The sequence below is a fragment of the Horticoccus luteus genome, assembly GCF_019464535.1.
GTDB lineage: Bacteria > Verrucomicrobiota > Verrucomicrobiia > Opitutales > Opitutaceae > Horticoccus > Horticoccus luteus.
Map to the genome: position 1 here is coordinate 1,798,633 of NZ_CP080507.1, position 26,239 is coordinate 1,824,871.

The 26,239-nt window shown below is 62.6% G+C and carries 19 protein-coding genes; 16 read left to right on the top strand and 3 right to left on the bottom strand.

Annotated elements, in window-relative coordinates; genetic code table 11:
- Positions 1 to 16: 16 nt before the first annotated feature.
- Both K0B96_RS07460 and K0B96_RS07465 read right to left on the bottom strand, forming a co-directional pair.
- Complete coding sequence (locus K0B96_RS07460) at positions 17 to 1,027, bottom strand: glycosyltransferase (RefSeq protein WP_220165632.1); 1,011 nt, start codon at positions 1,025 to 1,027, stop codon at positions 17 to 19.
- 102 nt (positions 1,028 to 1,129) lie between these two features.
- Entirely contained in the window at positions 1,130 to 2,650 is a 1,521-nt protein-coding gene (locus K0B96_RS07465; RefSeq protein WP_220165634.1) for a DHA2 family efflux MFS transporter permease subunit, read from the bottom strand.
- 355 nt (positions 2,651 to 3,005) lie between these two features.
- On the opposite strand from K0B96_RS07465, the gene K0B96_RS07470 reads away from it, so the two are divergent.
- From K0B96_RS07470 to K0B96_RS07515, 10 genes are all read left to right on the top strand, one after another.
- Complete coding sequence (locus K0B96_RS07470; RefSeq protein WP_220165636.1) at positions 3,006 to 4,232, top strand: FAD-dependent oxidoreductase; 1,227 nt, start codon at positions 3,006 to 3,008, stop codon at positions 4,230 to 4,232.
- 168 nt (positions 4,233 to 4,400) lie between these two features.
- Complete coding sequence (locus K0B96_RS07475) at positions 4,401 to 6,125, top strand: PQQ-dependent sugar dehydrogenase (protein WP_220165637.1); 1,725 nt, start codon at positions 4,401 to 4,403, stop codon at positions 6,123 to 6,125.
- A 74-nt stretch (positions 6,126 to 6,199) separates the two neighbouring features.
- Positions 6,200 to 6,889 carry a YkgJ family cysteine cluster protein gene (locus K0B96_RS07480; RefSeq protein ID WP_220165638.1) on the top strand — a complete coding sequence of 230 codons (690 nt, stop codon included), beginning with the start codon at positions 6,200 to 6,202 and terminating at the stop codon, positions 6,887 to 6,889.
- A 412-nt stretch (positions 6,890 to 7,301) separates the two neighbouring features.
- Positions 7,302 to 8,900, top strand: a complete 1,599-nt coding sequence (locus K0B96_RS07485; protein WP_220165639.1) for a methyl-accepting chemotaxis protein — start codon at positions 7,302 to 7,304, stop codon at positions 8,898 to 8,900.
- Positions 8,901 to 8,915: 15 nt separating this feature from the next.
- Positions 8,916 to 9,386 carry a chemotaxis protein CheW gene (locus K0B96_RS07490; protein WP_220165640.1) on the top strand — a complete coding sequence of 157 codons (471 nt, stop codon included), beginning with the start codon at positions 8,916 to 8,918 and terminating at the stop codon, positions 9,384 to 9,386.
- A complete protein-coding gene (locus tag K0B96_RS07495) occupies positions 9,383 to 10,630 on the top strand; it encodes a CheR family methyltransferase (protein ID WP_220165641.1) in 1,248 nt (415 codons plus the stop codon). Before K0B96_RS07490 ends, K0B96_RS07495 begins: the two co-directional genes overlap by 4 nt.
- A complete protein-coding gene (locus K0B96_RS07500) occupies positions 10,627 to 11,274 on the top strand; it encodes a chemotaxis protein CheW (protein WP_220165642.1) in 648 nt (215 codons plus the stop codon). Before K0B96_RS07495 ends, K0B96_RS07500 begins: the two co-directional genes overlap by 4 nt.
- Complete coding sequence (locus K0B96_RS07505; protein ID WP_220165643.1) at positions 11,271 to 13,574, top strand: hybrid sensor histidine kinase/response regulator; 2,304 nt, start codon at positions 11,271 to 11,273, stop codon at positions 13,572 to 13,574. The genes K0B96_RS07500 and K0B96_RS07505 overlap by 4 nt, the downstream gene beginning before the upstream one ends.
- On the top strand, positions 13,571 to 14,590 hold the full coding sequence (gene cheB, locus K0B96_RS07510; protein ID WP_220165644.1) for a chemotaxis-specific protein-glutamate methyltransferase CheB: 1,020 nt from the start codon (positions 13,571 to 13,573) through the stop codon (positions 14,588 to 14,590). The genes K0B96_RS07505 and cheB overlap by 4 nt, the downstream gene beginning before the upstream one ends.
- 18 nt (positions 14,591 to 14,608) lie before the next feature.
- The gene (locus K0B96_RS07515; protein ID WP_220165645.1) at positions 14,609 to 16,690 is read left to right on the top strand and encodes a response regulator; all 2,082 of its coding nucleotides are present in this window, start codon (positions 14,609 to 14,611) and stop codon (positions 16,688 to 16,690) included.
- Between the two features lie 48 nt (positions 16,691 to 16,738).
- Here K0B96_RS07515 and ppk1 read toward each other — a convergent pair whose 3' ends face one another.
- Positions 16,739 to 18,838, bottom strand: a complete 2,100-nt coding sequence (gene ppk1, locus K0B96_RS07520; RefSeq protein ID WP_255558888.1) for a polyphosphate kinase 1 — start codon at positions 18,836 to 18,838, stop codon at positions 16,739 to 16,741.
- A 125-nt stretch (positions 18,839 to 18,963) separates the two neighbouring features.
- On the opposite strand from ppk1, the gene K0B96_RS07525 reads away from it, so the two are divergent.
- The 6 genes from K0B96_RS07525 to K0B96_RS07550 all read left to right on the top strand — a co-directional run bounded on the left by K0B96_RS07525 (position 18,964) and on the right by K0B96_RS07550 (position 26,163).
- Positions 18,964 to 19,560: an RNA polymerase sigma factor gene (locus K0B96_RS07525; RefSeq protein WP_220165646.1), complete on the top strand. Its 597-nt coding sequence runs from the start codon at positions 18,964 to 18,966 to the stop codon at positions 19,558 to 19,560.
- Positions 19,557 to 20,567, top strand: a complete 1,011-nt coding sequence (locus K0B96_RS07530; protein WP_220165653.1) for a FecR family protein — start codon at positions 19,557 to 19,559, stop codon at positions 20,565 to 20,567. The genes K0B96_RS07525 and K0B96_RS07530 overlap by 4 nt, the downstream gene beginning before the upstream one ends.
- A gap of 77 nt (positions 20,568 to 20,644) precedes the next feature.
- Complete coding sequence (locus tag K0B96_RS07535) at positions 20,645 to 23,224, top strand: TonB-dependent siderophore receptor (RefSeq protein ID WP_220165655.1); 2,580 nt, start codon at positions 20,645 to 20,647, stop codon at positions 23,222 to 23,224.
- Between the two features lie 90 nt (positions 23,225 to 23,314).
- Positions 23,315 to 24,346: a hypothetical protein gene (locus K0B96_RS07540; RefSeq protein ID WP_220165657.1), complete on the top strand. Its 1,032-nt coding sequence runs from the start codon at positions 23,315 to 23,317 to the stop codon at positions 24,344 to 24,346.
- A 15-nt stretch (positions 24,347 to 24,361) separates the two neighbouring features.
- Positions 24,362 to 25,387 (top strand): Gfo/Idh/MocA family protein, encoded by a 1,026-nt coding sequence (locus K0B96_RS07545; protein ID WP_220165659.1) that lies wholly within the window; start codon positions 24,362 to 24,364, stop codon positions 25,385 to 25,387.
- Positions 25,384 to 26,163 carry a sugar phosphate isomerase/epimerase family protein gene (locus tag K0B96_RS07550; RefSeq protein ID WP_220165661.1) on the top strand — a complete coding sequence of 260 codons (780 nt, stop codon included), beginning with the start codon at positions 25,384 to 25,386 and terminating at the stop codon, positions 26,161 to 26,163. Before K0B96_RS07545 ends, K0B96_RS07550 begins: the two co-directional genes overlap by 4 nt.
- Positions 26,164 to 26,239 lie beyond the last annotated feature (76 nt).

Sequence of the window (26,239 nt, forward strand, 5' to 3'; positions counted from 1 at the left end):
CGCGCAGAGAAACCCGTCAAAGCGAGACTGCGCGTCGAGATCCCGCGGGCAGGCGCATGCCGGGCGAACGTGTGAAGAGCCAGATGCGGGAGAGCAGGCGCAGGCCGCGATCACCAGTTACGCGACTCCAGAGTCGCAGCCAGCGTTCGTTGCGGGAGGTGAAGCGGGAGCGCAAGAGCATCTGCCGGTGGTAGCGCAACGCGCGACGTGACCAGCTGCCGGCGACGAGCAGTATATCACGGGCGCGCAGGGGATGCTCTTGCAGGAAGCGTTGCCGATCGAAGCACGCAGGGCGGCCGGTGGCGCGCAGACGGGCGAGGTTGACGCGCGTCTGCACGATGCAAGCGGGAACGGTGCGCCCGGCGCGCTGCATTTCCGTGGTCACGCGGTCGCAGGTGTGGCACCGGTAACGGGCGAGCGGCGCGCCGACCTGCACTGCGCCGCCCGCGAGGGCGAGGCGGAACCAGAGATCCCAATCGCCGGTGAAGGGGGCATGCGTGGGAAATCCGCCGAGGGCCCGTGCTGTGGGCACATGGATCAATTGGCCGGGAAAGGGAAACTGGTTGCCGTGGGCAAAGGTTTCCGGCGAAACGCGGCGCCACGCTTCACCGCGTGGCAGTCCGCGTTCGCGCAACCGCCGGCCTTGCGCATCGATGAAAATCGTGCCGCCAAAATACAAGGCAGCGCCCGGGGCCGCTGCGGCGACATTCACGAGGCGAGCGACAAAATCGGACGCGAGGAGATCGTCGTCGTGAAGAATCGAAAGCCACGGCGTCGGGCACGCCGCGAGAGCGGCGTTCATATTGCCAAAGATTCCCCGCGGCTGGGGATTGCGTCGATATCCGACCGGGCGGGGCGCGGCGGTGAGAAGGCGCTGCACTTCGGCGGGTCGGTCGCAGCCATCGTCCTGCACCCAGACGTTGACGGGTAGCGTCTGCCGGACGGCAGAATCCAACGCCGCCGCCATGAAATCGAGCCGGCGAAACATGGTGAGGGCGATCGAGATTTCAGCGGGCGCAACGGACATGGACGCGGGTTCGCGTATGGTCACGCTGCATGACCGAAAGGCTCCCGCGCGCCTACGCGGCCGGCCCTGATCGTGCGGTGCGGCCCCGCACTACGCGGCTCCTCAGGCCGTTCCCGGTGCGGGCCGGCCTTCGGTGCCGATGGCGGCGCGACTTTCCGCGCGCATCTGGCCGCGCGGTGGCGGGAGCGGCGTGCGGTTGCTGATGTTATTGCCGTCGTGAGCGTGCAGGCCGAGGAACGTCAGCGAGGAGACGATCGTGACGGCACCGAGCGCGAAGAATGCTTTGTGCAAGGCAGGAATCGTCTGGGCGGCGTTGGTCTGGTCGACGTGGCCGAGGAAATAGCCGGCAATGAGGGAGCCGAGGGCGACGCCAAAGCTCAGAGAGAGTTGTTGCGCAGTGCTGGAGAGACTGCCGGCCTTGCTCGCGTCGACGTCGTCGATGTCGGCATAGACGAGGGAATTCATGGCCGTGAACTGGAGCGAGGCGACGAAGCCTTGGGTGAAGCTCAACGCAAGAATGGCGAGGAGCGGCGCCCCGCGATCGATCTGGGTGAAGAGCATCATCGTAAGGCCGAGAACAAGCGTGTTGGCGAGCAGGACGGTGCGATGCCCGAAGCGCCGGAGGACGGGACGACTGATGATCTTCATCGCCATCGCGGCGAGTGCTTGCGGCACGGTGAGCAATCCCGCCTGCCACGGCGCGTAGCCGAGGCCGAGTTGGTAGAGCAAGGGAAGGAGGAACGGCATGCCGCCGAAGCCGAGACGGGTGACAAACCCGCCGAGCACGGAAACGCGAAAGGTGCGGACCTTGAACAGCGCCAGTTCAAGCAGCGGTTTGACCACGCGGCGCGCGTGCCAGCCGTAACCGGCGAGAAGTGCGACCGCGACGACGCTAATGGCAGTGAGCTGGCTCGCCGGGTGGCTATGCTCGCCGAAGACTTCGAGCACATAGGACACGAGCGCGATGCCGCTGCAGAATAAGAAAAAACCCGCGCGGTCGAGAGGTGGTGACTCCGGATCGCGGTAGTCAGGCATGAAGCGCCGCGTCATCCAGAGGCCAAAGAGCGCGAGCGGAATATTAACGAAAAAAATCACGCGCCAGGAGGTGATGTGCACGATCAGGCCACCTGTAAAAGGGCCGAGGAGCGGGCCAAGCAGGGCGGGGATGATGACGTAGTTCATCGTCCGCAGCATCTCCGAACGAGGAAACGTGCGCACCAAAGCGACACGTGCGACGGGCGTCATCATGGCGCCGCCGATGCCTTGCAGGACACGCGCGGCGACGAGGAGCGGGACGCTGGGGGCGAGTCCGCAGCCGAGGGAGCCGAGCAGAAAAAGCCAGATGGCGACGCGAAAGACACGGCAAGTGCCGAAGCGGTCCGCGAACCAGCCGCTCACGGGGATGAAAACGGCGAGACTCAACGTATAACTCGTGAGCACCGCCTTGAGACTGAGCGGTTCGACGCGCAGGCTTTCGGCCATCGTCGGCACAGCCGTGTTCACGATCGTGGCATCGAGATTTTCCATGAACAACGCCATCGCCACGAGCCACGGCAAAAAGCGTCGAATGCGCGCGAGATCGCCCGCGGCGAGCGCGGTGCGATCAGAGGCGGCGGAGTCCATGGGCGACGGATAGCAGGATTTTCCGCAGTGGCAACGCGGTGCGCGGAAATGGGATTCGTTCACGTGTCCGCACCACGGTTCGCCGTTCGTTGGACAGGAGCACCATGTTCATTGTCCTCGCGCTCATCATCGCGGTTTGTTTGATCGTCGCCGTGGATGGCTCATCGGCGAACGGTCCGTGAGCAGCCATCGCGGCGATCAATCTCTCAACGTCTCATTGTGCCATGGCAACGCGTGCTCCCTGTCTTTCGCCCGACGGTCCCGTGCCGACCGCGGTGCGAATGGGCGCGTGCAAGATGTCGAAGATGGGAGCGGGTCGCGGCGGATGTGCGGCGCGGTCCTGCGCCAGCCTGCGATGAAACCATCCGCTGAATCGGCGACCGGCCAAATCGCGACGCGTTGCTGCATCGTAGGTGGAGGACCGGCGGGGATGATGACGGGGATGTTGCTCGCGCGGAGCGGCGTCGAGGTGGTCGTGCTGGAAAAGCATGCGGACTTTCTCCGCGATTTTCGTGGTGACACGATTCATCCCTCGACGATGGAGGTGATGCACGAACTCGGGTGGCTGGAGGCGTTTCTTCAGCGGCCGCACGAACGGGTCGAGCAACTGACGGGATTTATCGAAGGCGAGGCGGTGCCAATAGCGGACTTCACGCATCTGCCGGTGCAGGCGCCTTACATCGCGTTGATGCCGCAATGGGATTTCCTGAATTTCGTCATGGAGCAAGGGAAGCGTTTCCCGGGCTTTCAGGTGCGGATGGAAGCCGAAGTGGACGACGTGATTCGTGAAGGCGGTCGGATTGCAGGCGTGACGGCGAAGACGCCGCAGGGGCGCCTGGAGGTGCGTTCGCAATTGACGATTGGTGCGGATGGCCGCGGTTCGACCGCGCGCGCGCGCGCCGGATTGACGAGCGATGATCTCGGCGCGCCGATGGATGTGCTGTGGTTTCGGCTGCCGCGGCGCGAGGGCGATCCGGCGCAGGTGCTGGGTCGATTCAGCCGCGGGCGCATCATGGTGATGCTCGATCGCGGCGCGTATTGGCAATGCGGCTTCGTCATCAGCAAGGACGGCAACGAACGGGTGCGAGCGCGCGGGTTGGACGCGTTTCGCCGCGACCTCGACGTTCTGGTGCCGTGGATCGCGGATCGCACAGGGACGTTGCAGGATTGGGACCAGGTGAAGCTGCTCACCGTGAAGGTGGACCGGCTGCGACGCTGGCATGTGCCCGGTCTGCTATGCATCGGCGATGCGGCGCATGCGATGTCGCCGGTGGGCGGCGTGGGCATCAACCTCGCGATTCAAGATGCAGTGGCGGCGGCGAACGTGCTGGCGCCGGCTTTTCGGCGCGGCATGCCGACCGAAAGGGACCTCGCTGCGGTGCAACGGCGACGGAGTTGGCCGACGCGCGCGACCCAATGGCTGCAAGTGCGCATCCAAAACCGCGTCATCGCGCAGACGTTGCGCGACAGTGGGGCGATGAAGATGCCGTGGGTGTTGCGCCAGTTTCAGCGGCATCCGTGGTTGCGGCGGGGGCCGGCGCGCGTGATCGGCCTCGGCATTCGGCCGGAGCATGTGTGGTGAACGGCAGAAGGTGCGCGCCGCGGCGTCCCGAGCGCAGCGCCCGAGCTAAAGAGGAGTGGCGGAGGAGCGACGAAGGATGCAGTGCGGACTTGCGACAGGGGGAGAACAGCGCTCATTCGCGGAGAGTTCTCTTCGCCTGCGTCATCCCCGCTGCCCGCGTTTTTATTTATGCGTTTCTCATACTGCCTGCTGCTCCCAATCGCCACGACTGTTGCCACGTTCACCTTAAACGGTGCTGAAGCACCCGGCGGGGGAGTTGCCGGAGACGCGGCGCGCGGCCGCATTCTTTTTCAGCAAAATTGCGCGCTGTGTCACGCCACGGGCCGCGAGGCGAGCGGCGGCGGGCAAGGGCCATCGCTGGCCGGTGTGATGGGTCGGCGGGCGGCGGCGGGAGCGGATTTTACGTTCACTCCGGCGTTGGTGCATTCGGGCCTGGTGTGGACCCCCGCGACGCTCGATCAATTTCTCGCGAACCCGGGTGAGCGAGTGCCGGGGACGGCGATGGCGGTGGCGACCACGAGCGCGGCGGACCGGCGCGACTTGATCGCGTTTCTCGCGACGCTGCAGCCGGCGACGCCGCGCAACGCAACCGACGAAGCGGCGACGCAGAAGAAAGTTCGCACGCCAGGCGATTGGGAAAATGATGCGCCGGGCGTGAAACACCGCATCGAGATCGCGCAGTTGCCGAAGCCTTACATGACAGAGTCGGCAGGCAATGGACCGAAGCTGTTGCCACGACCCGCGGGTGCGCAGCTGGCGGTGCCGGCGGGATTCAAAGTGTCGCTGTTCGCCTCGGGTTTGTCGGGGCCGCGTCTGCTGCGCACCGCCCCGAATGGCGATGTGTTCATCGCCGAAACGCGACAGGGCCGGATCCGGGTTTTGCGAGCAGGTGATGGAAAGGAGTCACCGGCAGAGAATACGATTTTCGCGAGCGGGTTGCACGGGCCGTTTGGCATCGCGTTCTATCCGACGAAGGAACCGCGATGGGTTTACGTTGGCCTGCTCAACTCCGTGGTGCGGTTCCCTTATCACGCCGGGGATCAGGTGGCGGCCGGTCCGGCGGAAACGATCATCGAGAAACTCGCTGACTCCACGGGCGGCCATACGACACGCGATGTGGCGTTTTCGATGGATGATCGGCGGATGTTCGTCTCGGTGGGTTCGGGTTCAAATGTCGCCGAGCGCATGCCCGTGAAGACGGCGGAAGAAGTGCGGGCGTGGGAAAAGGGGCACGCGCATGGGTCGGCGTGGGGCAGCGAAGCGAATCGCGCCTTGGTGCTCGCGGCGGATCCGGACGGACGCAATGTGACGGTTTTCGCGACGGGTATTCGCAATGCGGTCGGCCTCGCGGTGCAGCCGCGCACGGGACTTTTATGGGCGTCGACGAACGAACGCGACGGACTCGGCGACGATCTGGTGCCGGACTATCTGACGCACGTGCAGGAGGGTGGTTATTATGGTTGGCCGTGGTTCTATCTGGGCAACCACGAGGATCCGCGCCACGCGGGTGAACGCCCGGACCTCGCGGGTGCGGCCATCATCCCGGATGTGCTGGTGCAGGCGCATTCGGCGACGCTGCAGATGACGTTCTATCCTCTCGAGGCGACGGGTCCGGCGGCATTTCCTGCGGAGTATCGCGGCAATATTTTCGCGGCGTTGCACGGCTCGTGGAATCGCCATGGGCGGACGGGCAGCAAAGTGATTCGGGTGCGCCTCGGCGCGGGCACGACGCCGGGCGACTATGAGGATTTTCTCACGGGCTTCGTGATCGACGACCAACATGTGTGGGGCCGGCCGGTGGGCGTAACGGTGGCGCACGACGGCGCGCTGCTCGTGACCGACGATGCGGCGGGCACGATCTGGCGCATCGCCTACGTCGGACAGCAGAGGTGAGCGGGCGGTCGGACGAGAAGAGGGCGGAGCGCGGAAAGGCGTGACGCCCGCAGGAGAAGGTATTGGGTCGCACGATGGGCAAGGGATTTTCGCCGGACGAAGAGGCGCTCTATTTCAAAACGGGAGAGGCGGTGCGGAAGCGTTTGCAGGCGACGCCGGAGCCTGAACGCGCGCTCGCGATCCTCGCGGTGGCGCAGGACCGGTTTGCGCGGGCATTCGATCAGGCACCGGCGAAGGCCAGGGCGCGCATCGCCTGCCACGCCGGGTGCGACACGTGCTGCCATGAAGATGTGGCGGTGCAGGCCCACGAGGTGCTGATCGCAGCGGAATACGCGCAGCGGAATTTCACAGCCGCAGCGCTGGAGGCGGTGATCGCTCGGGCAGCGACCCATCGCGCCGCACACGCTGCGCGCAGAGAAGGCGGACCGTTGCCGCGCACACCCTGTCCCCTGTTGCACGAGGGTAATTGCTCCGTGTATCCCGCGCGCCCCGAGGCGTGTCGGGCGCACCACAGTCACAGCGTGGCGGCGTGCAAAACCAATCTCGCGGCGGGCGCGCCAGTGATCGACGTGGCGGTGGCGGGAGTGCGCGGCCGGATGTTTGCGGTGATGCTCGCGATCGACCAAGCGGCGGAAGACGAAGGTTTCGACGATCAGGCGTATGACCTCGGCTCGGCGTTGCACGAGGCATTGACCAACAGCTTGTGTGCCGTGCGGTGGCAGCGGCACGAAGCGGCGTTTCCAGCCGACTGTCGCGAATTCTAAGCGTGGACGCCGGCGCGGCTCACCCGAAGGACACGAGTCCGCTTCACAGGCGGTGCCTACCCGCGGCGCCGTTCATGAAAAGTTGGTAAATCTGCAACGCTTCGGCCGTCGCACGCTCTGCGCGCAAACAGCATGAGCAGCGGCGACGAGAGCTGCGCGACAGGCGCCAATGAGGCGAACGCGCACTCGCGGGCAGGCCGTGGAAGGGAGGCGCCGAAGCGAAAGACCGAGACGGCCTGCGGTGGGTATTTCGCGACGCGATACGGCGGCGATTCGAGGACCCTCCTTCGCTCATTGCGGGCAGCGTTTCTGCTCGTCACAGGAAAGACCGAATGGCACCGATGGAGCTGCGGGCGTGGCGGTGAAGCTGCGGGCCGCGATTGTATTTCCGATCCTTACTCCCCGCTTCCCTATGAAATCCTGGTCCATTGCCCAACGTCTCTTCGCTCTCGTGGGTTTTGTGCTGCTGCTCGTCATCGCTGGCGTGCTGGTCTTATTGCGCGCCGATCGTCACGGGGTGACGGCAGGTGACCAGCGCGATGCGGTGCGGAGCACGGCGGCGGCACTTCACTACACGATGCTGACGGCGAGCGATGCGATGCGCGGTGTGTTGCTCGAGCCGGGCAATCAGATCGAACGGCAACGCAAGGTGTCATCGGACGAGGATTTCGACCGGCTTGCCGCCGCCATGCGCACGATGCTGGCGGATCTGCCGGAGCTGCAGTCCATCTTCGCGACCATTGTGGACTCCGATCAGAAGAAGCTGAACGTGGACGAGGATCGCATTCTTGAGCTGGCGGGAAAGGATCAAGCGGCGGCGTTGGCGTTCTTCAACAGCACCTACCTGCCTGATCGAAAAATCCAAGACAGCCTCATCGCAAATTTTCTGGAGAAAGTTGATGCGACCACGGCGGCGATGGTCGACCGCGCGATTGCGGAACGGAGGATCGCGGTGGGCGTGCTGGCGGCCTTGTGCCTGCTGGCGCTGGTGGGCGGGATCATTTTTGCGCGGGCTTTGGCGAAGCCGCTGATCGCGCTCACGCAGTCGACCGTGCTCATGGCGAAGGGCGACCTGACGGTGGCATTGCCGACGCACGAAGGCAGCGATGAGATCGCTCAGCTGACGGCGTCGTTCGAGCAACTGGTGAATGCGTTGCGGGCGTTTGTCACCGACGTGCAGCATTCGGGCGTGCTCGTCTCGACCTCCATCACGGAGATCGCGGCGACCGCCAAACAGCAGCAGGCGACGGCGAACGAAGTCGCGGCAACGACGACCGAAATCGGTGCGACCGCGAAAGAAATCTCCGCCACGGGCCGCGATCTCGCGCAGACTGTCACGCATGTGAACGAGAGCGCGCAGCAAACGTCGGTGCTCGCCGACAATGGACGCGAGGCGCTCGGGCGCATGGACGACACGATGCGCCGCGTGAGCGAGGCAGCGGGCGGGATCAACTCGCGATTGACCGTGCTGAATGACAAGGCGGCGAACATCGGCTCGGTGGTGACAACGATCGCGAAAGTGGCGGACCAGACGAATCTGTTGTCGCTCAACGCAGCGATCGAAGCGGAGAAGGCCGGCGAATACGGCCGCGGTTTCGCGGTGGTGGCGACGGAAATCCGCCGGCTCGCGGATCAGACCGCGGCGGCGACCGTCGACATCGAGCAACTGGTGAAGGAAATTCAGTCTGCGGTGACGGCCGGCGTGATGGGCATGGACAAATTTTCCGAGGAAGTGCGCCGCGGGGTGACCGACGTGGAAAAGGTGGCGAGTCAGCTCGCCCAAATTATCCAGCACGTGCAGGCGATCAATCCCCGCATCCAGTCGGTGAGCGAGGGCATGCAGGCGCAATCGACGGGCGCCGAGCAAATCAGCCAGGCGCTCACGCAGCTCGGGGAGGCGGCCCGGCAGACCGCCGAGTCGTTGCGCCAGAGCAATGAAACGGTGCGCAGTCTCGACGAAGCGGCCCGCGGGCTGCGCTCGGGCATCGAACGCTTCAAGGTGGAGAATTGAGCCGCAGGCGGGCCCATGCTCTTTTTGCTGTTTCAACTGGGCAATGATCGTTACGCGCTGGCGGCGCGCGATGTGGTGGAAGTGCTGCCTTTGCTTACGTTGAAAGCGGTGCCCGGCGCGCCCCGCGGAGTGGCCGGTTTGATGGACTACCGCGGCACGGCGGTGCCGGTGATTGATCTGAGCGCGTTGGTGATCGGCCGGCCGGCGGCGCAGCGCATCAGCACGCGTTTGTTGCTCGCGCGCTATACGCCGCGAAGCGGTGAAGAACGTTTGCTGGCGTTGATGGCGGAACGGGCGACGGAAATGTTGCGGCGCGACCCCGCTGATTTTCAGCCCGCCGGCGTGCAGGGCGAAGATGCCCGCTATCTCGGGCCCGTGCTCTCGGACTCGAATGGATTGATTCAACGCGTGGACGTGAATGCGCTGTTGAGCGACGAGGTGCAGACGGCGCTTTACCCGGCCGAGGGAGAGGTCACCAGCCGATGAACGTGGCCGCGGTGGAAACTTGGTTGCATGCGCACGCGGGCCTGGAGGCGTCGACTTTGGGCGCGGGCGTAGTGGCCCGCGCCGCCCGCGATCGGATCGAAGCGCTGCACTGCCGCACGGCGGAGGATTACGTGACGTTGCTCGAACGGTCGCCCGATGAACGGCATGCGTTGATCGAAAAGGTGGTCGTGCCAGAGACGTGGTTCTTTCGCGATCGCCCGGCGCTCGAAGCGGTCGCGCGGTATGTGGCGACAGATTGGGGCGCCGCGCGCAGCGAAGGCGTTTTCCGCGTGCTGAGTGTGCCGTGCTCGACGGGGGAAGAACCGTATTCGCTGGCGATGGTGCTCGCCGGCGCGGGCTGGCCGGTCGCGCGCACGCGCATCGAGGCGGTGGATATCAGCCGCGAGAATCTGCGGCGCGCAGAAGCGGGCGTTTACGGACGGAATTCTTTTCGGGGCGACGACGTTTCTTTTCGCGACGATTTTTTTTCGCCGGCAGGTCGTGAAAGTTGGCGGGTGAATGAACGCGCGCGCGCGCCGGTGGAATTCGCGCAAGGCAACCTGCTGGCGGATGACTTCGGAGTCGGCCGGGGACTCTACGATGCAATTTTCTGTCGCAATCTGCTGATCTACTTCGACCGGCCAACGCAGGCCCGGGCGATCCGGACCTTGGAGAAGATGCTTGCGCCAGGCGGATGGATCGCGGTGGGACCGGCGGAGCCCGTCCTGCTGTTTGAACACGGGTTCAGCGCGCTGCGCGTGCCGGGCGGATTTCTTTTGCACCGGACACCGCCCGCCGCGGCGCCGCAGCGAGCGGCCCGGGGGCCGATGCCGCGTCTGGTGCCCGCACGTTTGCCTGTGACGAGGATTGTGCCGTTGAAGGCGGCGCATCCGGCTCCGCCGCCGAAAGCGCCGGCGGCACCGGCGAAAACGGAAAATCCGCTGGGCGAGTTGCGGCGCCTCGCGGACGAAGGGCGTTTGCGAGAGGCGCGCCAATGCGGCGAGGCGTTGGTGGCGCGCGGCGAAAGCTCGGGGGAGCTTTTCTATCTGCTCGGCATTGTCGCCGACGCGGCGGGCGAAGGAACCGGAGCGGAGGCGTTTTATCGCAAGGCCGTTTACTTGGAGCCGCAGCACGAGGATGCGTTGGTGCATCTGGCTTTGCTGGCGGAAAAGCGCGGCGACGTGCGGACGGCGCGGCAGTTTCGTGAGCGCGCGCAACGAGCGAGAACCAGGGAGGCGGTATGAGCACGAATGAGAGTCAAGACTGCTGGAAGCGCATCGGCATTTGGGGCGACCGCACGTGCGGCGAATTGAAGCAGCAGATCCATTGCCGGAACTGCCCGACCTATGCTGCGGGGGCGGTGCGTCTGCTGGACGTTGAGGTGTCTCCCGCCTACCTCGCGGAGCAGACGCGACGTTTCGCGCAGCGGAAGAACGTGGCTGCGGCGGGGAATCGGTCAGTGGTGATTTTTCGCCTCGGCGCGGAATGGCTGGCGTTGCCCACGACGCTTTTCAGCGAAATCTCGCCGCTGCTGCCTGTGCATTCACTGCCGCATCGCCGCGATCGGATCGTGAGCGGCGTGACGAATGTGCGGGGCGAGTTGATCGTGTGTCTTTCGCTGGCGGCGGCGCTGGGCATCAACAGCACCGGCACGAGCGGCAGTGCGCGGCTGGCGGTCCTGAACCGCGGCGGCGAACTCTTCGCCTTTCCCGCGGATGAGGTGGCGGGTTTGCTGCGTTTCGATGACGCGGAATTGGCCGCGGTGCCGGCGACGCTCGCGCACGCGCAGGCGGCTTACACGCGGGGAATTTTGACCTGGCAGCAGCGCGCGGTCGGCGTGCTGGATGCGGAGCTGTTATTCTACACGTTGAACCGGAGTCTCGCATGAACGATCCATCCGACGAGCTGAAGGATTTGTCGCTCACGCAGCTCTTCCGCATGGAGGCGGAAGGGCAGCTCGCCGTGCTGACCGAGGGTCTGCTGGCGCTGGAAGAAAAACGCGATGCGGCGCAACTGGAGGCGTTGATGCGGGCGGCTCATTCGCTCAAAGGCGCGGCACGAATTGTCGGCATGGATGCCGCGGTGGGCGTGGCGCACGCGATGGAGGATTGTTTCGTGGCCGCGCAGGCGGGTTCGCTTTTCATCGGGCGCGGCGCGGTGGATCGTCTGCTCGCCGGAGTGGATTTGCTGACGCGGATTTCGCAGACGAGCGATGCCGATTTGGATGTGTGGGGCGCGGAGCGAGCGGGGGAAGTGAGTGAGGTGATGGAGGGTTTGCACGCGGTGCTCCGCGGCGACGTCGCGGATGCGGTGCCGGCGGACGCGTCCGCGGAGCCGCCGGCCGCGCCGAAGATGGCGGTGCCAGCCGTGGAGACGGCAGAGCCGGTGCCGCCAAGGAAGGTCGACGCACCGACGGAGCGCGGATCGAAAGGTGAGACGAGGGTATTGCGGGTGACGGCAGACCATTTGAACCGGTTGCTCGGACTGGCGGGGGAATCGCTGGTGGAGTCGCGGCGGCTGCGGCCGTTCGGCGAGTCGGTCGCGCGGCTGAAACGGTTGCAACGCGAGTTAGGCGGGACGTTGGACACGTTGCGCGATCAGCTGGTCGCAGGCGCGTCGGCGGAGTTGTTGCAGGAAACGCTGGCGGCGAGTCGGACGCGTTTGAGTGCGTGCCGGGAATTTCTCGCGGACCGGCTGGGGGAGCTCGATGCCTACGACCGGCGCTCGACGAATCTGGCGCACCGCCTTTATGGCGAGGCGCGGGCGGTGCGCATGCGGCCGTTCGCGGATGGCGTCGCCGCCTTGCCGCGGGTGGTGCGCGATCTGGCGCGGGAACTCGGCAAGGAAGCGCGGCTCGAAATCATCGGCGACGACACGCAGGTCGATCGCGATGTCTTGGAAAAACTGGAGGCGCCGCTGGGGCATTTGTTGCGCAATGCGCTCGATCATGGGATCGAGCGACCGGAGGTGCGGCTCGCGGCGGGCAAACCTGCGGCGGGATTGATCAAACTGGAGGCGCGGCACAGCGCGGGCGTGTTGCTCATCACGATCAGCGACGACGGGAGGGGAGCCGATCCGGAGATTCTGCGGCAGGCGGTGGTGCGCCGAAAACTGGTGGCGGAGGAGATGGCGCCGCGTTTGAGCGAAGCGGAACTGTTGGAGTTTCTCTTTCTGCCGGGGTTCTCGCTGAAGGAACAGGTGACGGAAATTTCCGGCCGCGGCGTGGGGCTCGATGCCGTGCAGAGCATGGTCAAGAGCGTGCGGGGTTCCATTCGCGTGGCAACGGAGCCGGGGCGAGGAATGCGTTTTCAGCTGCAATTGCCGCTCACGCTTTCGGTCGTGCGCGCACTGTTGGTGCAAATTGCCGACGAGCCTTACGCGGTGCCGCTTGGCTTCATCGTGCGCACGATGCGCGTGGCGCGCGACGAGATATCGGCCACGGAAGGAAAGCAGCATTTCGCCTTTGAGGGACGGCGCGTGGGTTTGGTTTCGGCGCAGCAAATGCTCGGGCGGAGCGCGCCGGTGGCGGCGGGAGATTTGGCGGTCGTGGTGCTGGGCGAGGGTGAACATCGCTACGGACTCGTCGTGGATGCGTTCATGGGCGAACGCGAACTGGTCGTGCAGCCGCTCGATCCGCGGTTGGGGAAAATCAAAGACATCGCGGCGGGGGCGTTGATGGAGGATGGTTCGCCGGTGCTGATCGTGGACGTGGCGGACTTGGTGCGCTCGGTCGAGAAGATGGCGGCGGCGGGGCAGTTGAACGCGGTGCAAGCCGAGGCGGCCGCCGTGGCGGCCGTGGCGCGGAAGCGCGTGCTCGTAGTGGATGATTCGCTCACGGTGCGGGAGCTGGAGCGCAAGCTGCTGGATTCGCGCGGTTATGCCGTCGAAATCGCGGTGGATGGCATGGACGGGTGGAATGCGGTGCGCACGGGCAATTTCGATCTGGTGATCACGGACGTGGACATGCCGCGCCTCGACGGCGTGGAGTTGACGCGTCTCATCAAGCAGGACCAGCGGTTGCGCGCGCTGCCGGTGATGATCGTCTCTTACAAGGACCGCGAAGATGATCGTCGCCGCGGGCTCGAGGCGGGGGCGGATTATTACCTGACGAAAGGAAGTTTTCACGACGAGACCATGCTCAACGCGGTGGCCGATCTGATCGGCGCGGCGACGGAGGCGACGACGTGAGAATTGGCATCGTCAATGATTCCGCGACGGCGACCGAGGCGTTGCGCCGGGTGATCGTGGCAAGCACGGATCATACAGTGGCGTGGTTGGCGGCCAACGGGATCGAGGCGGTGCAACGTTGCGCGGACGACCGTCCCGATGTGATCTTGATGGATCTCATCATGCCGGAAATGGACGGCGTGGCGGCGACGCGCCGGATCATGGCGGAAACGCCGTGTGCGATCATCGTGGTGACGGCGAGCGTGGCGGAAACGTCGGGCCGTGTGTTCGCGGCGCTGGGCGCCGGAGCGTTGGATGCAGTGAATACGCCGCAGTTGGCCGGCGGCAACGAAGCGGCCGGTGCGCAGGCGTTGCGGACTAAATTGGAGATGATCGGCCGCTTGATCGGGGCCATTCCGCTGCAGTCATCGGCGGTGCCCGCAACGAAGGAGAGACGAGTGTCGAGTGGGCGGGGAGGGCAGTGGTTGTTGGCGATCGGTGCATCGGCCGGCGGGCCGGCCGCGCTGGCGGAGGTGCTGTCGGGATTCGGGAAGGCGACGGCAGCGGCGATCGTCGTGGTGCAGCATCTTGATGAGCAGTTCGCGCCCGGCCTCGCCCAATGGCTGGGGCAGCAAATCGCATTGCCGGTGCGCCTCGCCGTGGATGGCGACATACCGGTCGCGGGCACGGTGTTGCTGCCGAGCCGCGCCGACCATCTTGTTTTCTCGGAGCGCGGCACGCTGCACTACACTCCGGAGCCGACGGATTACGCGTATCGTCCTTCCGTCGACGCGTTGTTTGAGAGTGTGGCGTTGCATTGGCGCCGGCCGGCGGCGGGCGTGCTGTTGACCGGCATGGGCCGCGATGGAGCGCGAGGGTTGAAAAAAATGCGTGACGCAGGTTTCCCGACAATCGCGCAAGACCGGGCGACGTCCGCGGTCTATGGGATGCCGAAGGCCGCGGCGGAGCTGGGCGCGGCGGAGCAAATTCTGCCGCTCGCGCGCATCGGCCCGGCCTTGCGGCACCTCCTTGTCTGACAGATTATTGATTTTCCCATGAGCGCTTCACTTCCGCCGCGGACGCCGTCGACGCGTTATTCAATGATGGTTTTATTGGTGGACGATCAGGCCATCGTCGCCGAGGCCGTGCGACGGGCGTTGGCGCATCTGCCGGACATGGATTTTCATTACTGTCCGCAGGCGACGCAGGCGCTCGATCTGGCCCGCCAGCTCAAGCCGACGGTGATTCTCCAGGATCTGGTCATGCCGGGAGTCGATGGGTTGGAGCTGTTGAAAATTTACCGAGCAACGCCCGAAACGCGCGAAGTGCCGGTGATTGTGCTCTCGACGAAAGAGGAGCCAAAAGTGAAAGCGCAGGCGTTCGAGTTCGGGGCGAACGATTATCTGGTGAAGCTGCCGGACCGAGTGGAGCTTGTGGCCCGCATCCGGTTTCATTCGCAATTTTATCTCAACCAACTCCAGCGCGACGAAGCCTATCGGGCGTTGCGTGAGAGTCAGCAGCAGCTCCTCGACAGCAATACGGCGCTTATCTCGCTGAACCAAAAGCTGGAGGAAGCGACGCAGGCGAAGTCGCAATTCCTGGCGCACATGAGCCACGAAATCCGCACTCCGATGAACGGCGTGATCGGCATGACGACGTTGTTGCTGGATACGGCGCTGACGAGCGAGCAACGGGATTTCGTCGAGACCGTGCGCGTGTCGGGCGAGAGCTTGCTGACGATCATCAACGACGTCCTCGATTTTTCCAAAATCGAATCCGGGCGCATCGAGTTGGAGACGCATCCCTATGATTTGCGGCAGTGTATCGACGAAGCGGTGGAATTGCTCGCACCGAAGGCGGCCGAGAAACAGTTGGAACTCGTCGTGCTGCTCGATCCGTCGGTGCCGCCGGTGGTGGTGGGCGACGTGACGCGACTCCGGCAGATCCTCGTGAATCTGATCGGCAACGCGGTGAAGTTTACGAGGGCAGGTGAAGTCGTCGTCTCGACGCGCGCCGAGAGCGGAGGAGGAGGAGCAGTGACCTTGCATTTCGCGGTGGCGGACACCGGGATCGGCATTCCTGCGGAGAAACTTGATCGCTTGTTCAAGTCGTTCACCCAAGTCGACAGTTCGACGACGCGAAATTTCGGCGGCACGGGCTTGGGTCTGGCAATCAGCAAGCGGCTGGCAGAATTGATGGGCGGGGAGATGTGCGTGGAAAGCACGCTCGATCAGGGATCGACGTTTCATTTCCACATCCGGGTGCACGCTGGCACGAGCGACGGGCCGGCGTGGCGGCGCGCACCGGCGGCGCTGCGCGGACGGCGGATGCTGTTGGTCGAGGACAACGCTGCCCAGCGTCAGGCGCTGGCGCAGTTCGCGCAGTTGTGGGCGATCGAATTGACCTGCGCGGCGAGTAGTGAGGAGGCGACGGCGAAACTTGCGCAGCCGGGGGCGACGTTCGAGGTGCTGTTGACGGATTTGGATATGCTGGGCGCGAATGCGCCGGAAATTCTGGCCCGCTGGCGCTCGCAGACGGGCGCCGCGCGACCGGCGTTAATGTTGCTCACCTCGAAGCGACTGCGGCCCGAGGAGAAGGCGGCGTTTCAAGCGGAGGCCATCGTGGTCAAACCCGTGCGGCCGGAACCGTTGCTGGAGAGCTTGGTGCGCACGATGACAGGCGCGGCGCAACAGGAGAAACGCCCTCCGGTGGCGTCGGTTTTTGTGTCCTCGCTGGCAGAACGTTTGCCGTTGCGGCTGTTGCTCGCGGACGACAACGCAGTCAACCAGAAGGTGGGACTGATGCTGTTGAAACGTTTGGGTTACACCGCCGATGCGGTGGCCAACGGTGTCGAGGTTCTGTCGGCGCTCAGCGCGAAAACCTACGACCTCGTTTTGCTCGATGTGCAGATGCCAGAAATGGACGGATACGAAGCCGCGCGTCGCATTCACGAGACGTGGAGCGGCCGAAGCGAGCCGCGTCCGCGAATGATCGCCATGACGGGGAACGCGATGATGGGCGATCGGGAGCGTTGTCTCGCTGCCGGAATGGATGATTACATTTCGAAGCCCGTGCGGGTGGAAGAACTGCGTGCGGCGCTGGAGAAATGGGGTCCGCCGCCGACGGTGAAGAACTGATCCGCGGCGCACGCAGTAAGCGAGGACGCGGGCCCACCAGGCGTTCGTTTATCCGATGGCTCCGGCGCGACGGAGGGCGTTCTGCATGCCGAAAGTGTGCACGGAGAATCCGCGGGCGCCGCGGGGCCGGCGCGGAGGAAGATAGGCGCCGTTGGGGTGGAGAAGGTGGGTGTTTTCCGTATCGCGGAGTTCGGCCCAAAGAATATCTTCGACGATCCAGTGCCGCGCGATCGGATCATCGATCGGAAAGAGAACTTCGACGCGGCGGAAAAAGTTGCGCGGCATCCAGTCAGCGCTCCCGGCCAGGACGGTCGGCTCACCACCGGCGTTTTCGAAATAGAAAATGCGCGCGTGTTCGAGAAAACGACCGACAATGCTGTGCACGCGGATGTTCTCCGACAGGCCGGGCACGCCGGGCACGAGGCAGCAGATGCCACGCACGATGAGATCGATCTGCACGCCGGCGCGCGATGCGGCGTAGAGACGGTCGATGGTCGCTTGATCGACGAGTGCATTCATCTTCGCCACGATCCGCGCGGGCTGCCCGGCTTTGGCATGCGCGATCTCGCGGGCGATCAGGGCCCCGATGCGTCTGTGCAGCGCATACGGTGCGACCAGCAAATGCGAGAAACGCGGGGAGTGGCCGAAGCCGGTAAGGGCGTTGAACAGGCGACCGATGTCGCGGGTCAAGGTGGTTCGTGAAGTGAACAGACTGAGGTCGGTATAAAGCCGCGCGGTGCGCGGATTATAATTGCCGGTGCCGAGGTGGGCGTAGGCCCGCATGCGCCGACCTTCGCGGCGCACCACGAGGCACAGTTTACAATGCGTTTTATGGCCGATGAGGCCGTAGACGACGTGCACACCGGCTTCGGAAAGCTGCCGCGCCCACTGGATGTTGTTCGCTTCGTCAAAGCGGGCCTTCAACTCGATGAGCGCGGTGACCTGCTTGCCGTTGCGCGACGCCTCGATCAGTGCCTGCACGATGGGTGAATCGCCACTCGTGCGGTAGAGGGTTTGCTTGATGGCGAATACCTGCGGATCGCGCGCCGCCTGCTCGACGAAGTCCACGACGGGCGTGAACACATCGTAGGGGTGATGCAGCAGCACGTCCTGCGAGCGGAGGGTGGCGAAGATATCGGCGGGATTTCGCAGCGGAGAGACGTTCACGGGCGTGAACGTTGGAAATTTCAGATCGGGCCGGTCGAGCTCGGCGAGGCTGCTAAGACGCACCAGGTCGAGCGGTCCCGGCAGGCGAAAGACGTTGGCGGGCGCCACGTGCAATTGTTCGCAGAGCGTGCGGGAAAGCATTTCATCGCTGCCCAGCTCGATTTCCAGACGCACCGCTGCGCCGCGGCGCAAATTGCGCAATTCCTCTTCGATTTTCTTGAGCAGGTTTTCCGCCTCCTCCTCGTCGATGTAGAGGTCGCTGTTGCGCGTGACTCGGAAAGTGTGCGCGGCCCGCAATTGGTATCCGGGAAACAAATCACCGGCGCAGAGTTTGATGAGATCGCTGAGAAACAGGAACTGCCGGGGCGCGTCGTGAGCGCGAGGGAGGGTGACGAGGCGCGGAAGAATTCGCGGCACTGGCAGGATCGCGATCAGTGGAGTTTCGTCGGCCGGAGCGGGACGTTCCAGCGCCACGATGACGTTGAGCGTTTTGTTGCCGATGTGCGGAAACGGATGAGAGGGATCGAGAGCGAGCGGGGTAAGAACGGGATAAACCTGGTCGCGGAAATAGGAGCGAAGCCACGCGCGTTGTTCGCCGCTGAGATCGGTGGGCGCGGGGAACAGGATGTTTTCACGAGCGAGCGCCGGCTTGAGGTGGCGATGCCAGCACTGGTATTGCTCGTCGACGAGAGAGGCGACGACGGCGTGAATCCGCCGCAACTGCTCGCTGGGTCCGAGGCCGTCGATACTCACCTCGAGGAGACCGGAATCGGTTTGCTGGAGAAGGCCGGCGACGCGGATCTCGAAAAATTCGTCGAGATTGGAACCGACGATAGCGAGAAAGTTGACGCGTTCGAGCAGGGGATAGCGTTCGCTTTGCGCTTGTGCGAGCACCCGCCGGTTGAACGCGAGCCAACTTAATTCGCGATTAAAGTAGGCGGTTGCGGGCAGGATGGGGGCTCTTTTGTTGGCTGGACGCACGGCTGTAGAGACAGCGGCCGAGCGTAAGAGGGCCCAAGTGCGAAACGAGGCAAATGTCCGATGGACGGTGGACTGCAAAAACGGGCCGCCGTGGGAAAGCGGAGAGAGATTTAAGGGAATCTCCCATGAAATATTTATCGCCCGTGCGAAGGCTCACGCGTGAGCTGCGCTCCCGTTACCCCGTGAGTCATTTCGAGTCAGAACAATCCCGCTGGCTGGCTGAGCACGTGCAACCGCACGAGCCAATGCTACGCGCTTGGTTGCAAAGCCGGTTTGGAGCTGGAAGCGACGTGGACGACATCGTGCAAGAGGCCTACATGCGCCTGTGGCGGGCGCGCCAGAATGGCAAAGTGAGCGCACCCAAAGCGTTTTTCTTCGCGATCGCGCGCAACATTGCCTTGGATCTCGCACGTCATGAGCAGATCGCCCGGATGGATTCTTTAGCGGAAATCGATTGTTTGTCCGTCTCAGATGGAAGCGAGGCCATTCCTGAATCGGTCGCGCGAAACCAGGAGCTAGCCCTTTTGACTGAAGCAATCCAATCTCTGCCGGAGCGTTGTCGTGAGGTTTTCACGCTGCGGAAACTCTACGGTCTCTCGCAAAAAGAGATCGCAACTCGCCTCGGCATCTCGGAGCACACCGTTTCCGCACAGCTCACGATCGGGCTGCACAAATGCACAGAGTTTCTGAGTCGACGACGGTCACTCGAAGAACGGGCATGAACGAAGACCGACAGGGTTCAGCAGATCGCGAACGTCGCCGCATTGATTTCGCAGCGGCGAAATGGGCTGTGTTGCACGATCGTGGCCTGACGGCCCGCGAGCAGGATGAGTTTCTGCAGTGGCTGGCATGTGATCGCCGTCACAGTGAGGCCTTCCGACGCCAGCAGGCAACGTGGTGTGAACTTGACGCGTTGGCGCAGTGGCGGCCGGAGCACAGTGTGCAGCCGAACCCGGGCCTGCTGGAGGAAAGAGCCGGACGAGGGCCCGGACGGTGGATCGCGTTGGCGCTCGCGGCGAGCGTCGCGTGCGGGCTCACGGCGTGGCACTTTCGCGCTTCGCCGCCACCCGGAGTTCCGGTCGCGGAAGCCACCGCGCTCAACTACGAACGCCGGGTGTTGAATGACGGATCGGTGGTGGAGTTAAACCGCGGCGCGACGATCGAAGCGCACTACACACCAGGCGAACGTGAAATCTCGCTCGTGCGAGGAGAGGCCTTCTTCAAGGTGGCAAAGAACCCGCTGCGCCCATTCATCGTGCGAGCCAATGGCATCGCGGTGCAGGCCGTGGGGACGGCGTTTAATGTGCGGCTGGTCGACGGAGCGGTCGACGTGCTCGTGACGGAAGGACGAGTCAAAATTGCGAACGGAGATGCGAGTGATCAAAACCCTCCGCTGCTGGTAGCTGCGGGGGAGCATACCCTGGTGCCGGTGCGTGGACATGGACCGGTCGCGGTCGCGAAGGCATCGGCCACCGAGATTTCCCAAGCGCTCGCCTGGCAGCCACAAATGCTGGATTTTTCGTCGACGCCGCTGGGCGACATGGTGGCGGAATTCAACCGACACAATCGCGTGCAGATCGTGATCGCTGACCCGACGTTGGCGCATCTCGCCATCGTGGGAGCCGTGCGCTCCGACAACGTGGACGGATTCGTGCGACTCTTGGAAACAGCGGCTGGGGTGCGTGCTGAGCGTTCCACTACAACGATTGTGCTGACGCGATCCCGTTGAGTCGCGCGCTCGGGTTAAATTTCCTTTAGTGAGTTTCGCGTGGTCGGTCGTCTTGTCTGCGTTACCCGACAACAAACATGAAACTACCCATCCCTGCGTGGCCGCGGCTGCGCCTGTCTCCGTCCTCCGCGATCTATCATCTGGCCTGCATCGCGTTGTTTGCTCTCTCGTCGACCTTGCTGGTGGCGCAAAATCAAGTCCGCCGTCACTTTGACGTGCCGGCAGGCGAAGCGATCGAAACGCTCAAGACCGCGGCGCGTCAGGCGGAACTTGAGATTATGTTTCCCGCGGAAACCGTGCGCGGAGTTAAGACCAAAGCGGTCGAGGGCGACTACACGGTGATGGAAGCGCTCAACCGCATGCTCGCGGACACCGAACTCTATGTCGTGCGGGATGAGCAGTCAGGCGCACTTTCGGTGCTCCGACAGTCCCGAGCGCCCCAACAGCCACCGCGAACGGAAACGTCGACGTCAGGTAAGGCGGATGGGCCGATCCAATTGTCGGCTTTCGAAGTCACCGATCGGCGGACGCACGGTTATCAAGCCACGAGTTCCAACAGTGCGACCCGTCTTAACACACCGATCGTCGAGCTCTCCAAAAGCATTCAGGTTATCACCCGCGATCTAATCGATGACCTCAAGGTGACGGAGTTGAATGATGCCGTTTATCTCTCTTCCGCGGTATCGGAAACGAGTCCGTATTCGGGACGACTAGCCGTGCGCGGATTTGAAAATGCGGCCGCGAAGAGAAATGGCTTGGGCAACTACGGCAGCGATGAGACGATTACGGATACGGCGACCATTGAGCGCATCGAAGTGGTTAAAGGCCCGTCGTCGTTGCTCTACGGCAGTTCCAGTCCGGGAGGCGTCGTCAACTATGTGACCAAACAACCAATTTCATACGCGCAGAACAGCGTTCGTTTGGTCGCCGGCTCGTTCGGCAAGCACCGGGCGGAGATCGATTCCGGAGGTCCTCTGATCGGCGACGGAAAGACCCTGAACTACCGGTTGGTGGGTGCTTACAACGAAGAAGACAGCTTCGGCAAATACAATGGCGGCCAGCGCAGTGTCGTGGCGGGCAGCCTCCGCTGGCACATTACGCCTGATACCTACATTTTGGTTGGCGCTCAATTCGACCGCGGCGACCGCACCAACATTCGTCCGGGCAATTACCCCATCAGCCGGTCGAAGTTCGACGCCAACGGAAACTTCGTCTCGTTACATGATCACTTCGAGCTGAGCAAAGAGGCACGCGATGAATGGGTTGGTGCCTTCTCGGGTCCTTACAATCGCCATCACTCCAGGGTCCAGCGCTATGATGCGGACGTTTTTCACAAGTTCACGAGTGAGCTAAGTCTTTTCGCGCACTATAGTTACATTGATAATAATCTACAGGAAGCCTATTCTACATCCTCGGCCGAAGGTTGGCAGCAGAGCCCCTATGCGGTGGCGGGTCGCAATGAGATGCTGCAAGGCGGCTACTGGCGCACTCCACACCGTCGTTCCGGCAACGGCACGGTGACGCTAAACTACGATCTCAAACGGGAGAATTTCGAGACCCAGATCATCGCCGGCTGGGAGGGCTATATTTTTGATTTGAAACAAGGCGATTACTCACAGGACGCCAAATACTGGCAGCTGGTGAACTTCGTCAATCAAACTGGCTACGGCCAAACCTGGGAAAATACTCTCGCGGGGCTCAATGAGGGGATCGCCAATGGGCACTGGCACATCACCGATATTTATAATCGCACCCAAACGTATCAAGCTCCGTATCTTCTCCTGCACACGTATTTGATGGATCGTCGCTTGAGAATCATCGCGGGTATTCGCCACGACGCCGTCACCATCAAGCAGATCTTCCATACGAAAGATGCGACGTCGTCGGATCCGTTCGCGCTTACTGCTGGTTCGGTGTCTTCGAACAAAGCGTCCGCGACAACGCCCATGCTGGGCGTGTCCTATTCGCCGATCAAGGATCAGAAGGGATTCGTGGTGTTCGGCAATTACAGTGAGTCGCTTGTCGCCAACGAGATCACGAATCCAGATGGATCAAATCTGCCGCCGGAAATCGGCAAGGGTTGGGAGATCGGCACAAAGTTGGATTTGAACCAGCGCCTCTCGATGACGTTGAGCTACTATACTTCCGATCGAACCAATCTGGCGCGCGGCGTCCCCAATACATCACCGCAGCAATGGGTCGCCTCAGGCTTGCAACGTTCCAAGGGCTTCGACTTGGACCTCTTTTATGCGATCACGCCAGCATGGCAGTTGATTGCGAGCGCGACTACGATCGATGCTGTTTACATCGACGACGGTGACGCGGCCCTGATTGGCACGCGCCTGCCGAGTGTGTCGAAATGGAATTGGTCCGCGTGGACCAAGTATAATTTTACTGTTGGCAAGCTAAAGGGCCTCAGCCTCGGTGGCGGGCTCGTGTCGCGTGCCCAGTATCAGGTCTACGGAGCCAACTACCCCGGGATGATCGGCCCGGAGTTTACGCGCGTGGACCTGCTGGCGAACTATACGACGAAATTGAACGGCCATGACTTGGAGCTCAGTGTGAAGTTCAACAACATATTCGATAAAGTATACTTGGTCGGCCCGGTGTTTGGGCAACCGCGCAGCATTGAGACTTCCGTGACGATGAAATTCTGACCGCCGGAGGAGTTGCAATCGCGGGCAAGGCACGTCGTGAAGGCGCTTCCGAATTGGTGGGGGAAGGCTCGCACGGCGGCCACGCTCGCGATGGCTCTGTCGTTTCTCGGAGTCCAGGCCGGCGCTTCTCCCACGCAATCTCACACCTTGGACAATGGTGCAATGGCGTTAGCTATTCAGAACCAAGGAGGCATCATCATAGCTCTAAGCGCAGCTGGAAGGCGGGAAAATTGGCTGGCTTCGAGGCAGCAGGAGAAGGGCACTGAGCGATATTTTGGCCATTTCCTCTGCTTTGACCGCTGGGGCCCTGTCACGGCGGACGAAGGCGCTCGGGGGCTATCGTATCACGGCGAGGCTGGCGCGCTTACGTGGAAGTGGGGAAAAGTGACGGACACCATCGTGGAATTGAGCACCACACTCCCGGTAGCGCGCTTACGGGCGCGACGAACCATACGAATGATCGACAGTGCGGGAATCGCGTCGATCACCAATGTGTTCCAAAACCCAACGGACGCGGTGCGCGACTACAACGTGGTCGAGCATGTGTTGCTCTCACCACATTGGTTGTCAGATGACGTCCGTTTGACGAGCAACGTTGTGCGTGGCTTCGTGCAAATCAACGGAGAGGAAGTTGCGGATTCTGAATTCGAGTGGCCGAAAGCGCACGTTAAGGGCCGCGCTTGGGACCTGACGCAGAGCACGATGGCCGATGGGATCGTCGTTGCTTCATTGGTTTTCGCGAAAGGCACCGAATGGGGTTGGGTTTGCCTGCAGAACAGCCGGACGAGCGAACTGCTCGGTTACGTGTGGCGAGTGGCGGACTATCCGTGGTTGAACCTATATTGGGCGGTTGACCAGGGACGTGTCCTGGATCGGGGGATTGAGCCTGGGAGCACAGGGATGTCGCAGCCGATGGCCGTGTTGCAGGAAACGCGGACCAAATTAGGCGAGGCGATTCTTCGTTCGCTGCCTCCACGGGCAACGCGTTTGTATCGCATGTGGTGCATCGCTCTGCGAACTCCTCGCGACAGTGGCTCGGTAAAGACGCTCGTCGTGAAGGATGAAGAGGTCTGTATTGATTTTAAACGAGCGGACCATACCATCGCTTTGCCCATGAATTGATTGATAAAAAATAACATGATCAAATCAGCGATTATCGGGTGCAGTGCCCGCGCGGTGGAACACGCCGCGGCCTATGAACAATTGCCGGAGGCCACCGTGTGGGCTCTGTGTGATTCCAATGCGGAGCGACTGGCGTCCTTCCCCGGCGCGGTTCCGGTCGAGAGACGGTTCGCTACCGTTACTGCCCTTCTCGCCAATGGAATCCCGGATCTCGTCCATCTTATCACACCGCCAACCGTTCGTCTGTCTATGATCCATCCGCTAGTGGATGCCGGGGTCAAAGCTATCATTGTCGAGAAGCCTCTCTCATGCTCACTGACGGAGGCAGACCAGATTGTGAATCTTTGTCAGCGCCACGGTGTCCGCCTGGCGGTTAACCATCAATTGACGTTTATGCCTAGCTACCGTCGAGCAAAGCAGCACCTTGCTGACGGGTTTATCGGCAAACTAGAGCGTATACGCATATCGTGTAATGGCAGCCCCTACGAGCAAGGGACGCACATGCTCGACCTGGCAGATTTTTTTCTCGACCACGTGAAACCCGAGCGGGTGATCGGACAGATTGCCGGCGCGGAAAAACTGCAGGCGAGCCATCCTTCGCCGGAATACATGATCGGGCGAATCTTGTTCGACGGCGGAGCGGCGGTCGATTTGGTCTTCGGCGACATCGCCGATCCTCGCGTAGCGCCTGAGTTCTTCTGGGTAGGCTGCCGCATCGAGATCGTCGGCAGCAAGGGCATCATCGATCATCGGCTTTCGCACGGTTATCGTATCATGACCGAAGACAAGGCGCTGGTGATTGATTCCGCCTTCGACTACGGTCGCGAGAATGCTCAAGCGCAACTGGCGTTCACGAAGGCGTTCATCCAAAAACTCCTGAGCCGTCAGCCCGTTGACGTGACCGCCGGCGAACGGGCGCTCCAGCCGATTGCGCTGATGGAAGCATTGATAGAGTCGGCCGACCGCCACGAGTTGGTGAAGTTTCCCGTGCGGGCCTCGGGCGACATGGGTGCGCATCTGAAAAATATATTGAGCAAATGAAACCCAGCGTCGCCAGTCTTCTCTATATTAAATATTCACGGGCCGAGACATTTGCGTCGTTGCGACGTCTAGGTATCGGCCAGGTGGACCTATGGGATCATCCAGGCTTTGGCTCGCATGTTTCCGTATCCAATGATGACTCGGAGGAGGTTTTGAGCGACTTGGCGACCTATGGGCTGAAACCTTCCGCGGTGTCTCTTTACGCAGCCGACCCGGAAACAATGCGCGCGGGAATCAAGTATGCGGCCAAAATCGGCGCCCCGCTAGTCGTGGCGGGGTTCAATGGCGCCACGACCGAGCAGTTTGCTGATTTCTTGCGGCCGCTCGCAGTGGAAGGTCGACGAGCGGAAGTTCGGGTGACGGTGGAAAACCACGTGGACACGCCGTCGGATAGCATCGATCGGGTGAACGCTCTGTCGGCACTCGTGCCGGATATCGGTTATTGTTACGCGCCGCCGCATAGCGTCATCATGGGTGAGAACCAACAGCAGAACGTCACTGCCTTGGGCGATCGAATGGCGATGTTTTATCTTTGGGACAGTCCTTGGATGGCGACGGGACTGACTTGGTTTCGCAACAACTGGAATCGATTTTCCGAGGAACAGTTTCCCGGCCGTGGAAAGCTGACGTCCCAGTTTCCGGCTTTGCTGGAAACGTTAAGAGCCATCCGCTTCGATGGTCCGGTCAATTTTTGTGTGCACGGCAGTCGCGAATGGCCGATCGAAAAAACAGAACGGTTTCTGGCCGCTAGTATGAGGTTTCTTGGTCTGAGTTGAGACCGACGACCAAGAAAAGATGGCGACAACACGAACCCGACGACGACGCGTTTCGTCAACTGTGCCGATGAACCCT

Excerpts from the sequence above, each read along its gene's own strand:
- K0B96_RS07505 (WP_220165643.1), top strand. The coding sequence starts at position 11,271 with ATGAACGATCCATCCGACGAGCTGAAGGATTTGTCGCTCACGCAGCTC.
- K0B96_RS07545 (WP_220165659.1), top strand. The coding sequence starts at position 24,362 with ATGATCAAATCAGCGATTATCGGGTGCAGTGCCCGCGCGGTGGAACAC.
- K0B96_RS07470 (WP_220165636.1), top strand. The coding sequence starts at position 3,006 with ATGAAACCATCCGCTGAATCGGCGACCGGCCAAATCGCGACGCGTTGC.
- K0B96_RS07475 (WP_220165637.1), top strand. The coding sequence starts at position 4,401 with ATGCGTTTCTCATACTGCCTGCTGCTCCCAATCGCCACGACTGTTGCC.
- K0B96_RS07550 (WP_220165661.1), top strand. The coding sequence starts at position 25,384 with ATGAAACCCAGCGTCGCCAGTCTTCTCTATATTAAATATTCACGGGCC.
- K0B96_RS07465 (WP_220165634.1), bottom strand. The coding sequence starts at position 2,650 with ATGGACTCCGCCGCCTCTGATCGCACCGCGCTCGCCGCGGGCGATCTC.
- K0B96_RS07495 (WP_220165641.1), top strand. The coding sequence starts at position 9,383 with ATGAACGTGGCCGCGGTGGAAACTTGGTTGCATGCGCACGCGGGCCTG.
- K0B96_RS07490 (WP_220165640.1), top strand. The coding sequence starts at position 8,916 with ATGCTCTTTTTGCTGTTTCAACTGGGCAATGATCGTTACGCGCTGGCG.
- K0B96_RS07480 (WP_220165638.1), top strand. The coding sequence starts at position 6,200 with ATGGGCAAGGGATTTTCGCCGGACGAAGAGGCGCTCTATTTCAAAACG.
- K0B96_RS07530 (WP_220165653.1), top strand. The coding sequence starts at position 19,557 with ATGAACGAAGACCGACAGGGTTCAGCAGATCGCGAACGTCGCCGCATT.
- K0B96_RS07540 (WP_220165657.1), top strand. The coding sequence starts at position 23,315 with ATGGCTCTGTCGTTTCTCGGAGTCCAGGCCGGCGCTTCTCCCACGCAA.
- K0B96_RS07485 (WP_220165639.1), top strand. The coding sequence starts at position 7,302 with ATGAAATCCTGGTCCATTGCCCAACGTCTCTTCGCTCTCGTGGGTTTT.
- K0B96_RS07515 (WP_220165645.1), top strand. The coding sequence starts at position 14,609 with ATGAGCGCTTCACTTCCGCCGCGGACGCCGTCGACGCGTTATTCAATG.
- K0B96_RS07500 (WP_220165642.1), top strand. The coding sequence starts at position 10,627 with ATGAGCACGAATGAGAGTCAAGACTGCTGGAAGCGCATCGGCATTTGG.
- K0B96_RS07460 (WP_220165632.1), bottom strand. The coding sequence starts at position 1,027 with ATGTCCGTTGCGCCCGCTGAAATCTCGATCGCCCTCACCATGTTTCGC.
- K0B96_RS07525 (WP_220165646.1), top strand. The coding sequence starts at position 18,964 with ATGAAATATTTATCGCCCGTGCGAAGGCTCACGCGTGAGCTGCGCTCC.
- K0B96_RS07535 (WP_220165655.1), top strand. The coding sequence starts at position 20,645 with ATGAAACTACCCATCCCTGCGTGGCCGCGGCTGCGCCTGTCTCCGTCC.